General features: G+C 42.1%; 10 protein-coding genes. 2 read left to right on the top strand and 8 right to left on the bottom strand.

The genetic code is table 11. The features are described from left to right. Window positions 1-8: 8 nt before the first annotated feature. Window positions 9-1,463 (bottom strand): sodium:solute symporter, encoded by a 1,455-nt coding sequence (locus G9Q97_RS24055; protein ID WP_166151724.1) that lies wholly within the window; start codon window positions 1,461-1,463, stop codon window positions 9-11. 214 nt (window positions 1,464-1,677) lie between these two features. Here G9Q97_RS24055 and G9Q97_RS24050 point away from each other — a divergent pair, with 214 nt between their 5' ends. Continuing rightward, window positions 1,678-4,608 carry a glycoside hydrolase family 3 N-terminal domain-containing protein gene (locus G9Q97_RS24050; protein WP_166151722.1) on the top strand — a complete coding sequence of 977 codons (2,931 nt, stop codon included), beginning with the start codon at window positions 1,678-1,680 and terminating at the stop codon, window positions 4,606-4,608. 37 nt (window positions 4,609-4,645) lie between these two features. Here the strand turns inward: G9Q97_RS24050 and G9Q97_RS24045 are convergent, their stop codons facing one another. After that, window positions 4,646-5,047: a response regulator gene (locus tag G9Q97_RS24045; RefSeq protein ID WP_166151720.1), complete on the bottom strand. Its 402-nt coding sequence runs from the start codon at window positions 5,045-5,047 to the stop codon at window positions 4,646-4,648. A 325-nt stretch (window positions 5,048-5,372) separates the two neighbouring features. Between G9Q97_RS24045 and G9Q97_RS24040 the strand changes: the two genes are divergently transcribed. Then, window positions 5,373-5,795: a Dabb family protein gene (locus G9Q97_RS24040; RefSeq protein WP_166151718.1), complete on the top strand. Its 423-nt coding sequence runs from the start codon at window positions 5,373-5,375 to the stop codon at window positions 5,793-5,795. A 111-nt stretch (window positions 5,796-5,906) separates the two neighbouring features. Here G9Q97_RS24040 and G9Q97_RS24035 read toward each other — a convergent pair whose 3' ends face one another. From G9Q97_RS24035 to G9Q97_RS24010, 6 genes are all read right to left on the bottom strand, one after another. Beyond that, on the bottom strand, window positions 5,907-7,637 hold the full coding sequence (locus G9Q97_RS24035) for a capsule assembly Wzi family protein (protein ID WP_166151716.1): 1,731 nt from the start codon (window positions 7,635-7,637) through the stop codon (window positions 5,907-5,909). Window positions 7,638-7,648: 11 nt separating this feature from the next. Continuing rightward, the gene (locus G9Q97_RS24030) at window positions 7,649-7,939 is read right to left on the bottom strand and encodes a thiamine-binding protein (protein WP_166151714.1); all 291 of its coding nucleotides are present in this window, start codon (window positions 7,937-7,939) and stop codon (window positions 7,649-7,651) included. A gap of 3 nt (window positions 7,940-7,942) precedes the next feature. Continuing rightward, window positions 7,943-8,503 carry an aminoacyl-tRNA hydrolase gene (pth, locus tag G9Q97_RS24025; protein ID WP_166151712.1) on the bottom strand — a complete coding sequence of 187 codons (561 nt, stop codon included), beginning with the start codon at window positions 8,501-8,503 and terminating at the stop codon, window positions 7,943-7,945. Window positions 8,504-8,628: 125 nt separating this feature from the next. Beyond that, window positions 8,629-9,219: a 50S ribosomal protein L25/general stress protein Ctc gene (locus G9Q97_RS24020; RefSeq protein WP_166151711.1), complete on the bottom strand. Its 591-nt coding sequence runs from the start codon at window positions 9,217-9,219 to the stop codon at window positions 8,629-8,631. A gap of 27 nt (window positions 9,220-9,246) precedes the next feature. Next, on the bottom strand, window positions 9,247-10,176 hold the full coding sequence (locus G9Q97_RS24015) for a ribose-phosphate pyrophosphokinase (protein ID WP_166151710.1): 930 nt from the start codon (window positions 10,174-10,176) through the stop codon (window positions 9,247-9,249). Window positions 10,177-10,294: 118 nt separating this feature from the next. Then, window positions 10,295-14,308: a response regulator gene (locus G9Q97_RS24010; RefSeq protein WP_166151709.1), complete on the bottom strand. Its 4,014-nt coding sequence runs from the start codon at window positions 14,306-14,308 to the stop codon at window positions 10,295-10,297. Window positions 14,309-14,614: the final 306 nt, after the last annotated feature.

Below are 14,614 nucleotides of genomic sequence, written 5' to 3'. Positions count from 1 at the left end.
TGCCATTTTCACTGATGCGCTGACCGGGTATTTTTGGAAACAATCAATAGGCCCAGATAGGTGATGGCAGCATTCACCAAAAGGATTTCAAATCCGAACTGAAAACCATTGAACCAGGAGGCGGCGTTCCAATCGATCACAAATGACAGTGCTGGACTGAGTAGGCAAATGTAAGGCACCCAACGATCCCTGATATTCAGGTTATTGGTCAATCCAAAAGCAAAGAGCCCCAGTAATGGTCCATAGGTAAAGCCTGCAGCTTTGAATACTGCACTTACCACACTTCTGTCATTGACTTCATTGAAAACCACGATGGTAAGGAATACCAAAAAGGTAAAGCCGATATGGATCCACCTTCTGGTTTGGTCCTGGTTGATATTATTTTTGGCTGGAAGGTTTACGATATCAATACAAAAGGAAGTGGTCAGTGCTGTCAAAGCAGAATCTGCACTTGAAAAGGCTGCTGCCGTGATGCCCAATAAAAAGACTACTCCTGCCAGAGTACCAAAATGATTCAGTGCCAGAGTAGGGAAAAGCTCGTCAGTGGCTTCCGGCAGTGCCAGACCATTTACACCTGCGTAGTGGTAAAGCAAAATACCCAGGGCCAGGAAAAGCAGATTGGAAAGAAAAAAGCTGATAGCAAACCAAAAGATATTTTTCTGAGCTTCCCCCTTGTTTCTGCAGGTAAGGTTTTTTTGCATCACATTTTGGTCAAGTCCGTTCATGGCAATGGTGATAAATACCCCGCCGGCAAACATTTTGAAAAAGTTCTGACTGGTATTGCCTTCCCAGACAAAGATTTTGGACAGGTCGCTTTCTCCGATGATGGAAAGGATTTCACCTCCACTTTTCCCCAGTTGGTTGCCGATTACGATTATGGTTATCATAACCGCCAATAGCAGGAAGGCGGTCTGCAGCGTGTCTGTCCAGACAATGGTTTTGATACCACTTTTATAGGTATATAACCAAATCAGGACCATGGTCGTAAAAACCGAGGCATAAAAGGGTATACCAAAAGCGTCGAAAAAGGCAATCTGTAAGACCGTAGCCGCAAGGAATAAGCGAAAGGAGGCGCCAATAGTCTGTGAAATAAGGAAAATCGTTGCCCCTGAAAGGTAGGTCTTTTGGCCAAACCTACTTTTTAAGTATTCGTAAATGGAAATCAGGTTCAGTTTATAAAATAAAGGAATCAGTACCAGGGCAATTAAGGCATAACCCACCATGTTGCCCATTACGAATTGCAGGTAGGCCCAATTGGTATTGCCCACTTCACCGGGAACTGAAATAAAGGTAACACCTGACAGGGATGCGCCGACCATGCCAAAGGCTACCAAAAACCAGGGAGACTCCCTGTTGCCGGTGTAGAACGTAAGGCTGTCTGATTTAAGGGAAGTCAGGTAACTGATCAGTAATAAAAGTGCAAAATATCCTGCGATGACACCGAAAACCAACAGTGGACTCATATTTTCCTGATTGAAGTGAAAATTAACTTCCAATGATAGGCAATTTCTTTAAATCATTTAAACGGGAAGCAACAAAATTGGTATCTTTCCGGTCAATTTGACGGTATTCGTAATGATGATAAAAAATTTAAACGTAAAAGAGTTAATTCTTTTTCCCATTTCGGTTTTTAAGGGTAAAGGTGAGCTAATTTTTATAAGAAGAATACTACTTTTAATGGCATTTTTTTTACAAGCGATTTCACTGCTTATGGCCCAAGAGCAGGCTCCTCCTTTTTTGGATGAACAATATCAGCCATGGGCAGATTCAGTTTTGGCCACCCTCAGTCCTGAAGAACGTATAGCCCAGTTGATCATGATACCTGCTTATTCCAACAAGGATCAGGTTCATGTGGATTCCATATCCGGATTGGTACGTAAGTATGGGGTGGGAGGCATCATTTTTTTTCAGGGGGGACCCGTCCGGCAGGCCCACATGATCAACCGCTTTCAGGAGGAAACCAAAGTACCTCTGATGATCGGACTGGATGGAGAGTGGGGATTGCGAATGCGACTCGACAGTACAGTTCGCTATCCTTACCAGATGGCACTTGGAGGAATTTCGGATGAAGGCCTACTCTATGACATGGGAAAGGAGGTAGCCCGACAGGCCAAAAGGTCTGGTATCCATGTAAATTTCGCACCTGTGGTAGACGTAAATAACAATGCCAATAATCCGGTTATTGGCTTTCGTTCTTTTGGGGAGGAGAAGGAGAATGTGGCCAGAAAATCACTGGCATACATGACAGGCATGCAGGATCATGGGATATTGGCGTCTGCCAAACACTTCCCGGGACATGGGGATACTGATGCAGACTCCCATTATTCCCTGCCGGTACTTCATTTTTCTAAAAAGAGGTTGCAGGAAACGGAATTGTATCCTTTTCAGCAATTGATGGATAAGGGACTTGGCAGCATCATGGTCGCCCATATGCAAATTCCGGCATTGGATGATACACCTGAATTGGCGTCCACCTTATCCAAACCCATTGTTACTGATTTACTGAAAGAGGAAATGGGTTATGAGGGATTGGTTTTTACCGATGCCCTGAACATGCAGGCTGTGGCAGGTTTTTATCCCCCCGGTGTAGTGGATGTGAAAGCCCTTTTGGCGGGTAATGACATGCTATTGAATACCATGAATGTTCCTGCTACCATTAGAGAAGTGAAAAATGCCATGGAAAGGGGAGAGATCAGCCAGGAAGAAATAGACCAGCGGGTACTTAAAGTGCTCAAAGCCAAGGCATGGCTGGGCCTGGACAGCTTTCAACCGGTGGAAACAGACCATCTGATTGCAGATTTGAATAACCCTAAGGCAGAATTCCTCAGCAGGAAATTAACCGAAGCATCGCTTACTTTGCTACGAAATGAGGATAATATCTTACCGGTAAAGGGTTTGGAGAACACCAAAATCGCATCGCTATCTTTGGGTACCAGTCAGATCACTGATTTTCAGAAGGGTCTGGAAAGGTATGTCCCCATGGATCATTTCACCTTTCCACAGGAAGGAGGCATGGAAGCCATTTACAAATTGAAGCAACAACTTTCGGATTTTCAGCTGATCCTGGTAGGAATACATGGTCTGGGAATCCGTGAGGGAGGCAATGATTTTGGGATCAGCCCCGAAATGAGCGTTCTGCTGAGGGAACTGATGAAAAACCAGGCTGTTGTCGTCAGTGTTTTTGGTAATGTGTACAGTCTGGATAAAATCCCCGGATTGGAAAGGGCATCCGGACTGATCGCAGCCTATCAGGAAACCCCATTGACACAGGACCTGACAGCTCAGTTAATTTTCGGAGCAATAGGGGCCAGTGGTAAATTGCCAGTAACCGTCAATGGAGCTTTTGGAATAGGCGATGGGTTGGAAACAGCAGCAGGTCTACGTATGGCCTATACCCAACCCGAAGGAGTGGGAATTTCCACAGCAGATTTGACAGGAATTGATTCCCTGATGCAGCTTGCTATCAGCGAGAAGGCTATTCCGGGGGGACAGATCTTATTGGCCAAAGGAGGAAAGGTCTTTTACCACAAGGCATTTGGCTACCATACCTATGATTCTTTGCAGGAGGTGAGCGCTGATGACCTGTATGACCTGGCATCTATCACTAAAATAAGCACTTCACTGGCAGCATTCATGCACCTGAAGGGACTGGGTAAGTTTGATGAAAACCAGACCCTGGGCACCTATTATCCACCCGCAAGAGGGACAAATAAAGCGGATTTGAAATATACGGATATATTGACACACCAGGCCAGGTTAAGGTCCTGGATTCCTTTCTGGATGTCCACCGTCAGGAAAAATGGCAGTTTTAAATGGTATACCATGAAGTCAGACTCCTCAAGGAGGTTTCCCGTTAAAGTTGCCAATAATTTGTACATCCATCGCAAATACGACCAGAAGATTTATTCGGAGATACTCGAATCACCTTTAAATCCAGAACCAGGGTATGTTTATAGTGACCTTTCTTTTATTTTAGCGCCAAAGGTGGTGGAGGCCATTACCGGAGAGGATTTTTACGATTACCTGGAACGAAATCTTTATAAGCCTCTGGGAGCTGGTACCCTCACCTTTAATCCCTATAAGAATTATCCCCTGAATCGGGTTGTTCCTACAGAGGAAGATACCGCATTTAGAAAGCAATTGTTACATGCCACGGTTCATGATGAGGGTGCAGCAATGTTGGGCGGGATCAGTGGACATGCGGGATTGTTTGGCAATGCCAATGATTTGGCCAAACTCATGCACCTCTACCTTTATGATGGAAATTATGCCCGACAGCAGCTCATTGCTCCTGGGGTAGTATCCGGATATTCCAGGTGTGTGTATTGCGCATCAGGAAATTACAGGGGTATGGGTTTTGACAGGCCCAATAAGCCTGGAGATCCCAACGGGAATGCTGCTCCCAGTGCACCTGCCAGTAGTTTCGGCCATTCTGGTTTTACAGGGACATATACATGGATAGATCCTGAAAATGAAATTGTCTACATTTTTCTGTCCAATAGGGTATATCCTACACGAGAAAACAGAAACATATACCGTCTGAATATACGAACCAATATATTGGAAGAGGTCTACCAGGCCATGAAAAAAACAGCTGGTCAGGAATAAAAGCCAGCTAAATTGTTTGAATGCCTGTTTAATAAAATTACAAACTAAGGATTCGTTTTTTCAGGTCTTTGAATTTATCGAGTGTCATCGGTTTGGTGATGTAGTCCACTACCAAAGGGTAAGTGTTTGCCCTGTCCATTTCATCCTGGTTGATGGAAGATGAAATAACAAAAACCTTTACGGGATGCGTAAATTTTGCCGCTGATATCAAATCCAGAAATTGCCAGCCATTCATGATGGGCATATTGATATCCAGGAGAATAACATCAGGAAGCGAAGCTCCTTCGCTGTTTCTTTTTTCGAAATCTTTCCAGGCGGCTTCACCATTTAAAAAAAAAGATACCTCCTCTGTAAAGGAAGTAAATTCCAGGAGTTTTTTTGTTCCAAAATTGTAAAGTGGGTCATCGTCCACAATGTACGTAAATCCGATCTTATCCATAAAAATTACGACGCTTAAATGCTGTTTAAAATAGCTGCTATTTTAATTTGGTCGCATCCACCTATTAAAAGGCAAATGTTTTTTATCCAAATACTGGCCTAGAATAAATAAATTTTTTATAAAAGTAGCATAAAAAATTGAATATGACTTAAATTAAAATAAGAAAGCCAAGCAATAAAAAATCAAGATTTCACCTAATCATCAAGGTTTTTCAAAAATAGACAGCCATCAAAGGAACAATTAAGATGGTTGTTTGCATTAAAATGATTTTTTTTCATTTATTTTACTTATTAATCGTTCAATTGATAACCAAAATAAAAAAACCATGAACAAATTTTTTCCAATCGCCATACTGGTATTGTTGGCTTCAGCCTGTCAATCCAGAAACACATCTAATGAAACTGAAGAAAAAGTCATAGAAATGGAGCAAAATGTAACCGAGAAAGCCATGTTGAGACATGTGGTGTTGTTGTCCTTTAAGGAGGATTCCAGTCAGGAAGATATCAAAAAGGTGGAAGATGCTTTTATCGCCTTAAAAGATAAAATACCTCAGATCAGGGACTTTGAATGGGGAACAAACAATAGTCCTGAGGGCTTGAATAAAGGATTGACGCATTGTTTTTTAGTAAGCTTTGAAAGTGAAGAAGACCGGGAAATTTATCTTCCACACCCCGACCATAAAGCTTTTGTGGAAGTGTTAAGTCCACATATGAAGGATGTGACCGTAGTGGATTATTGGGCAAAATGAACATTGAAAAGCAGGCTTTCCTGGTTGAAAGCCTGCGTATTTTTCATGATGAAAGGATTAGCACCCACCATTCCAATTTTTTTTAAATCCCAGGTTATTACCTAAATGGGTTTAAAAAAGGTAGGCCAAATTGATTCTGGAATGAAAATTTAGCTGCTTCTCTCCAATGTCTCCCAGAGAGTTGCTTTGTTTGATTCCATAATTGTAATTGTGAGAGCGAATTAGCCGTGCCCTGCCTGAAAAAAGAAAATGCCCCACTTTTTTTTCCCAATGGGCTCCCAGGCTTAAATCTACCCATGGGAGCAGATCCAGCCCGTTGGCCTGATTGAAATTATAGAAATTATTGTCTCTGGACAGCCGTTCCAGGGAGAATCCCCAGGTGTTAAGGCCATTTACCTTGCTGACGGTAAACCTGGCACTGTTGCCGCTGTGCCCAAGGCCGGATCCGATTATTTCTCCTTTATGGGTCAGGCCATGGACCACCTGAAAATTCTCGTAAAGCCCCAGTCCACCATGATTAAAATTAAAATTGCTGCCTTCGTATTTTACCAGGTTGTTGATACTGTTTTCGGTTTGGGTCATTTCCAGGTTGATGAAAACCTGCTTTTTTTCCCTAAGGCGCACTATTTTGCTGAATCCCAAGGTATAACCCCGTGCATGTTCAGGGTTGAGTATCAATTCCCGCCAGTTTAAGGCGTGATCTGTCCGAATAAATTCTCCATAAATTTCCATTTTCACTTTTGGTAAAACCCAACGTCCAAAAGCAGAAAAGTGCTGGTCTGTTTCACGGGCTCTAGATGCATTCAGCCCGACACGTTCTTTTTGCAGACCTTCAAAAACAGGAAACCAGGCAGCCCAGCCATTTTCAGCCAGTTTTCTGCTGTACATCATAAAAGTTCTTCCCACACCAATGGATAAGCCATTCACCCATTTTGGGGAATAGTTTAGTGTAATTCCCGTAAAATAGCGCCAATCATCGGGAAATGTTCTAAACCGTTCAAAACTGCTGTCGCTATAGTAGGGCAGGTGGGAATTTCCCAATTTACCCATAAAATATTGACCTTCAAAGTGGCCTATGGCTGTCCTGGCAGGCTTACGTGTATGGATGGTGGCATGGGGAAAGCCTTCTGCATTGTCACTGATTAGCAAAGCCTGTTGTATTCCCGGGCCCCACCAGAGGTTTTCCGTAGATATTCCTGCTGCAAAAGCACCGAAATTAACTTTTAAATGAGAATTACCCGGCAAAGCCCGGCGAATGGGTTGGTTGCCGTGCCTGACGGGAATATCCAGCCGGCCAATAAAATTGCTTATCCGAATAAAAAATATCTCGGGAAGAGAGTTGTCATATTCCTGGAATGGCAGGTTTTGGGCATGGAAAAATTGGGGGTATAGCTGCAGGCTAACAGGCCCAAAATTGGCCTGAAATCCTACTTCCAGTAAATGCTGAAAGCCTCTGGCGGGTAGTATAGGCCCTTCTCCCCAACCATAGGGGTAAGAAGCATTGAAATTTTGGCTGAGTAGCAGCGGCAAAAGGTGAAACTGGATTCCGCTTTTTCCAGGTAATAAGGGTTTGGTAAATCCCAGGTTGGTGTTGCTGTCTGCTAAAATGTGTTGTTTTTCAGTAAATTCGGCTTGCAGGGGTAAAAGCTGAAAACTATGTTCAATAGGAAACTCCCCTGCAATTTGTTGTCTTCTCAGGTAGTCCTGATACAAGGGAAAGTTTACGGGCAGACTTTGCCCTGATAGATCAGCGTAGCATAAAAACAAGAAAAATACAAACACCGGCCGCTCCATCCTTCTTAATGGATTGATGCATGGCTTTTTCTTGGCTTGCCGGATCATAACTGGAAAGTTTATCGATGAGGACTGGTTTTTTCCTCCATACTAACCTCACTGCCAGGTCGAATCTGCATGCGGTAATAGACCAATATTTCATCAGCGCCTGCTGCAAGTACTGCTTCCTGAGCCTGTTTGGCTATTGCCATCAATTGATCCTCAGGGCCTTCCATTACTGTTTCGAAAGGGGTTACTTCGTATTTCACACCCGAAGCAGCAATGACGGCAATGGCTTTGTCTACTAAGGGGTAGCTATCTATTGTTTTACTTTTTGGGACTATCTGTATCCCGAGATTAATGTGAGGCATGCTTTATTGGTTGTATTGATTCATGGTTTTTTCAAGCCCGATAGTGCAAAAGGCAATAATCATCTCTGTTGCCCTATCCATGGCTTCTGGTAAAAAATCTATCTCTTGTTGAGACCATCTGCCCAGAACATAATCAATTTGGCGACCTGCGGAGAAATCGTTGCCTATACCAAATCGTAGTCTGGCGTAATTTTGTCCTCCAGTGAGTTCGGCAATATTTTTCAGTCCGTTATGGCCTGCATCAGATCCTTTTGACTTCATCCGCAATTTACCAAAAGGTAAGGCAATATCATCAACCACCACCAAAACATTTTCTTTGGGGATTTTCAATTCCTTCATCCAGTAATTGACCGCCTTGCCACTGAGATTCATATAGGTGGTCGGTTTTATTAAATGGATTTGCCTTCCCTTGTGCTTAAAAAGTGAATTAAAGGCCAGGCGGTTACTTTCCCAGTTTAGTTTTTCCTTGTCCGCAAGTCTATCCAATATCAGGAAACCTACATTGTGGCGGGTCAATTCATATTCCGGTCCGATATTTCCCAGGCCTGCGATAAGGTATTTCATTTTTTAAGTCTATTGCTTTTCACTAAAATTTATTTGTAGAGTGTACCAAATGGTTTAGCAAGAAAAAATCCTGCTCTGTGAAAAAACAGGGCAGGATTGGGAATGTTTTGCAAAGAATGAAAGAATTAAACTTCTCCTTCTTCCTCTTCACCTTTTTTGCCTCTCAATGCTCTTGGAATACCAACCGTTGCGATGGTCACATTGGGACTATTCAGCAACTCAAACTTTTCTACATTCAGATCGGCTACTTTCACTGATTTACCCAGTTCAAGAGAAGAAATATCTACTGGAATTTCATCGGGCAAGTCATTGGCCAAACCTTTAACCAAAAGGGTACGGGTTTTTATTTCCAATTTACCCCCTTTGATAATACCTGGGGAATTCCCGAATGGTTTAACTGGTATTTCCATTTTGATGGCTTTATCACTACTGAAAGCCAAAAAATCGGCGTGCAGCAATACCTCACTTACCGGGTGAAACTGCGCCTCTCTGAGGATGGCTTTTATGGTGGTTCCTTCAATGTTTAGATCTACCATGTGAACTTCCGGGGTATAGATCAAGTCCCTGAATAAAATAGCCGGAGAATGGAAATGTATCTGCTCCTTGATTCCGGGGCCATATACTACGCAGGGGACATTCCCTTCTTCCCGAAGGACATCCAGGGATTTTCTGTCGAGATTTGCTCTTTTAAACCCTATAATCTCAATTGATTTCATGAATATATTTGGTTAAAATTAAAATTATTACTGAATAAATAGTGAACTGATTGAAGAGTTTCCCGTCACCGCATGGATGGCTTTGGCGAATAAATCCGCCACAGTCAGCACTTTGATTTTAGACGATTCCTGTTTAGCCGGTATAGTATCCGTAATCACCAATTCCGACAACTGGGATTTTTCAATGTTTTCATATGCCTTCCCTGAAAGTACACCGTGAGTGGAGATGGCTCTTACGGAATTAGCCCCTTTATCCAGAAGGATATTCGCTGCCTTACACATAGTGCCTGCTGTATCCACCAGGTCATCGATTAAAACCACATCTTTTCCATCTACATCTCCGATCACCTGCATGGAAGCCACTTCATTGGCTCTTTTTCTGTGCTTGTCACAGACGACCATATCTACTTCAAAATGTTTGGCATAAGCCCTGGTTCTTCCTACCCCGCCTACATCAGGTGAAGCAAAAATCAGGTTGCCTAAATCCAGGCTTTTCAAATAGGGCACAAATATAGCTGAACCGTTTAAATGATCCAAAGGAATATCAAAAAATCCCTGGATTTGCCCTGCGTGTAGATCGCAGGTCATGATCCTGTCGGCACCGGCGGAAGTTAGCATATTGGCAATTAACTTGGCCGCAATGCTGACCCTGGGACGGTCCTTGCGGTCCTGTCGGGCGTATCCAAAATAGGGAATAACCGCACAAACCTTATAGGCACTTGCCCGCTTGGCTGCGTCGATCATGAGGCAAAGTTCAAGGAGATTGTCAGCTGAAGGGTTTGTAGACTGAATGAGGAATACATTGCAACCTCTGATAGATTCGTTATAACTGGGAGACATTTCTCCATCACTAAACTTGGCAAGGGTCAGGTCGCCGAGGGTTTGTCCGTAGGCTTTGGCAATACTTTTGGCCAAATAGAGCGTATTTGAACCTGAGAATATTTTGGTCTCGGGCATAATTGGATTTTTTGTGGTTTGTTTTTTAAGAGCACCAAAGGTAAGAAAAAATGGCGGTTCTCTTTTCGCCCTACCTAAAAGGATTTAAAGCAGAATTTTCACCTGACCCTGATTTTAGTTACAATGTAAAATCACCATAATTTTCCAGAAGGTAATCCAACTCCTCCCGTATTTGTTTGCCCAATTCAAAAAGTTCCTGATTCTTTCCTGAATCAGCTCTTTTTTCCAATTGATCTGTTAAAGGAAGCAATCTAAAGAATCCGGCAGTTGCTGCCGACCCTTTTAGTTTATGACCTACTTCCAGCAGGATTTTTTCATCTTTACTTTGAAGTGCCTCCCTGAGTTTCTTACTGCTTTCCTCTAAAGTGGATCTGGCAATTTTCAACAGTTCTCTTCCTATGGCTTTTTCTCCATCAAACAGGCTAAGCAGATGGATTTTATCGAAATGTTTGCTCCTGAAGTCCTGAAATTCTTCCGTTTGTTTTTTTTCCTTAACCGATTGCTGTTCGGGTAGCAGCCATTTCATAATCATGGTGGTTAGGCTATTTTGCACGAGTGGCTTGCTCAGGTAGTCATCCATACCAGCTTCCAGACACCGTTCCTTTTCTCCTTTGACAGTGCCGGCTGTAAGCGCAATAATGGGGAGGTCTTTACCGTTTTTGACTGACCGTATGGCTTTGGCTGTTTCATATCCGTTCATAATGGGCATCTGCACATCCATCAATACCAAATCCGGCCTTTGACGGATGACATATTCGTAGGCCTTTAGCCCATTGTCTGCCTCCACAATTTGAATAGTGGGACTGATTTTAGACAGGATGATCTTGGATAGTTTCATATTGATCGGATTGTCCTCGGCAATCAGAACAACATGTTTTTTGTTGGCCAGAAGGTTTTGTTGTACCTGAAGATCTTCTTCCATTATTACTTCATCTCCTTCTGAAGATTGGGTGATTTTCCTGAGCACCTGCGCAATCTGCTGGATTTTTATTGGTTTTAAAATGCGGTGCTGGATTTTTAAAGTTTCCATTTTACCCCGATCCAAGGCATCATCACTGGAGCTGCTGAGCAAAACTACTGGCAAACCGGACAATTTCGGGTGTTTTAATTTTCTGATTTTTTCTGTTACCTCGATACCGTCCAGAAAGGGCATCCGCAAATCCATAAATACAAGGTCAATATTTTTTTTCGTCTCAAGAAGTTGTAAGGCTACCATCCCGTTAGGAGCTTGATGACAGGATATATTCCTGGATTCCATGATTTCGCGAATCAGATTTCTGTTGGTGTCATTGTCATCTACTACCAGTACCTCTTCTATATGGTGATTATCAGGCCACTGCTCTTCTTCCCCTTTTTCGGCCATGAGATGGATGTCAAAAAAGAAAAGGCTTCCTTTTCCAGGCTCGCTTTCGAGTTGCAATTGACTGCCCATCAATTCCAATAACTTATTGGATATGGTCAGTCCCAGCCCGGTACCCCCAAACTTTCGTGTAGTGCTGGCATCCTCCTGAGAGAAGGCTTCAAATATTTTCCTTTGCTTTTCATAAGGTATTCCCATTCCTGTATCCCTTACAGAAAACCGAAACAAAGTTGGGGAACTTTCACTATTGCCTTTATCCTTCATTTCAACCTTTAGCTCTACTTCTCCCAATTCAGTAAATTTTATTGCGTTGGTCAGTAAGTTTACTAAAATCTGCCTAAGTCGAACATCGTCGGCGAAAATAAAGCGAGGTAAAGCGGGAGAAAGATTGACCAGTAGCTCCAGTCCTTTGGAATGGGCCTGATATTTGGTAATATCTGCAACCTGGGTGCCCAATTCATAGAGGTCGGATCGCTCAATGGACAGTTCCATTTTGCCCGCTTCTATTTTAGAAAAATCAAGGATGTCATTGATCAGATCCAAAAGGGAATGAGCGGATTGATAAACCGTATTCATGTATTGCAATTGGGTGTCTGAAAGTGGGGTCTTCATCAGCAAGTCAGTGAAGCCTATGACACCGTTCAGGGGCGTCCGTATTTCGTGGCTCATGTTGGCCAGGAATTCAGATTTTGCTTTGTTGGCATTTTCAGCACTATGTTTTGCCTCTTTAAGCTGGTTTTCTGTTTCTTTTTTGGAACTGATGTCCTGGTGGGTTCCGTACATCAGTGAAGGTTTTCCGGTTTTTGCATCCCAGGTAAAAACTTTGCCCCGGTCCTGAATCCAAACCCAGTGGCCGGTTTTGTGCCGTAGACGTATTTCACTTTGATAATGGTCAGTTTTTTTATCAAAATGTTTTTGCAGTAGATGCTCCCGGTGAAGGAAATCATCCGGGTGGCAAAGTTCATTCCACTGTTTGGAAGTGAATTCCAAAAGCTCATCTGGGGAATATCCCAGCATTCCTGCATACCTCTCATTGATGATGATTTCATCTGTTTTGATATTCCATTCCCAGGTGCCTGCATGAGTACCCTTAATGATGGCATCGAGTCTTCTGCTTTTTTCCAATAAGGCGATTTCTGCCTTTTTTCTTTCACTGATATCATGGGTAAGGCCGACCATCCCCATAATTTTGCCTGAATCGTCTTTCAAAGGTATTTTTGATATCAGACAATACCTTTTCTTTCCGTTTTTTTGTTCCTGGACTACTTCCTTATTGATAATGATCTGGCCGGAAGAAATGACAGTTTCGTCTTCTTCCTGGGCTTCTCTGGCACTCACATCGGTAAAGAGCATCTCATCAGTTGATCCCAAAACTTCTTTATCCTCTTTGAATCCCAAATAGTCCAGCTCTGCTTTATTTACCAATGTTTTTTCATATCGGGTGTTTTTTACATAAATATTGGTAGGGATGTTATCTATAATGGTGCGAAGCAATGTTCTTTCCTCGGAGATTGCTTTGGCCACGTCTTCCAGCTCATCATGAACCTTGTAATACGCAGACATGTCCAGGCCATTGCCTAAAATATAGGATTCTCCCAATTGCGATTCAAAAAGCACATTGTTGAAATGAAAGGTTACAGGGGAGCCATTTTTTGATACCAACCTTCTTTTGCCGTTGAATTTTTTTTCCCTTAGCATTTCAGCAAGATATTGCTCAAATAATTCAGGTCTTTCTATGAGGTTTTTCATGTTTAAGCCCAATACTTCTTCTGAAGTATATCCCAGCATGGCAGCACCCTCCTTATTGACCTGTAGGATTTTTCCCTGCAAATCATGTTTGAACATCATTCCCTGAGCCTGCTCAAAAAATTCTTTAAACTCTTTTTCCTGATCTTTTATCTTTAATTCCTGCTGCTTTTTTGGACTAATTAAGTTAATAATACATAACACCTCTTTTTTGTCTTTGAATAGGGGTTCGCAGGTAAATTCATACCAGTCCCTTTTTCCGCGAACATCAAGAGAATATTCATTGTAAAGTTTTTGCCCTTTTGAAAAAACCTCTTCGAGCATGCTTTCAAACAATCCCACAAGGTTTTCGGATAATCCGGAATTATTGATGGTTTTATTCAAAAAATCCTCAGCCGGAAACATCAAATGGTTGTTTTTAATGGAGAAATATTCCCGGATCACGAAATCATGATCAATCAGAAGTACCAGGTCCCCAACATTTGTCAGAACTTTTTCCAGTTTGCGGTTCAACTTTTTAAGTTTGATTCGCTCTACCTTTAATTGTATAAGTGTCTCTATTTCAAGAGAAAGGGTTTTAAGAGCCTTTACTTGTTTGTCCGTCAGTTTTCTGGGTTTTTTATCCAAAACACAAAGGGTGCCCAAATTCATGCCCGTTTCAGATTTTATGGGAAATCCGGCATAAAATCTGAATTTTTCTTCCCCTTTAACGTATGGGTTTTTTTCGAACCGCGGGTCCTTGGAAGCATCTTCTACCAAAAAAACGTCATCTTGCATAATGGTATACTGGCAAAATGAATCTGACCTTTTGGTTTCATAAATATCCAGACCTACTTTGGATTTGAACCACTGCCTTTCCTGATCCACAAGGGTAACCAGAGCTATGGGTGTTTGGCAGATTTCTGCGGCTAACTCTGTTAATTTGTCAAAAGAAGATTCAGGTAGGGTATCCAGAAGTTGGGTGGCGTACAAAGCTTTTAATCTTTCGCTTTCATTTTCCGGAATGTGGGCAGCACTGCTGTTCATCTTAGATTTATAACTGTGAAATTGAGGTTGATTTTAATTAAAAAAGTACCCATATCCTAAAAATAATCATGCAATTTTCCCTTGAATTACTTTAAAAAAGCTAAAAAAATATGTAAAAATCAAAAAATAATGTTTAAAATTCATTTTTTAATAGATAAATGGTTTAACCTGAAAGTCTTATTCTTAATATGGGCTGACTTTTGCTTCAATATTTTGCAATCTTAAAATTGCCTGAGTCCTTTTATAATAAAAAATATATAAATCATGAGGCAGTACAAATTTTTTGGACAGGTACTTGTAAGGGGT

Origin of the sequence: Cyclobacterium plantarum (assembly GCF_011290685.1) — a bacterium.
In the GTDB taxonomy this organism is placed as follows: Bacteria; Bacteroidota; Bacteroidia; order Cytophagales; family Cyclobacteriaceae; genus Cyclobacterium; species Cyclobacterium plantarum.
This window is presented reverse-complemented; position numbering and strand designations above follow the sequence as displayed.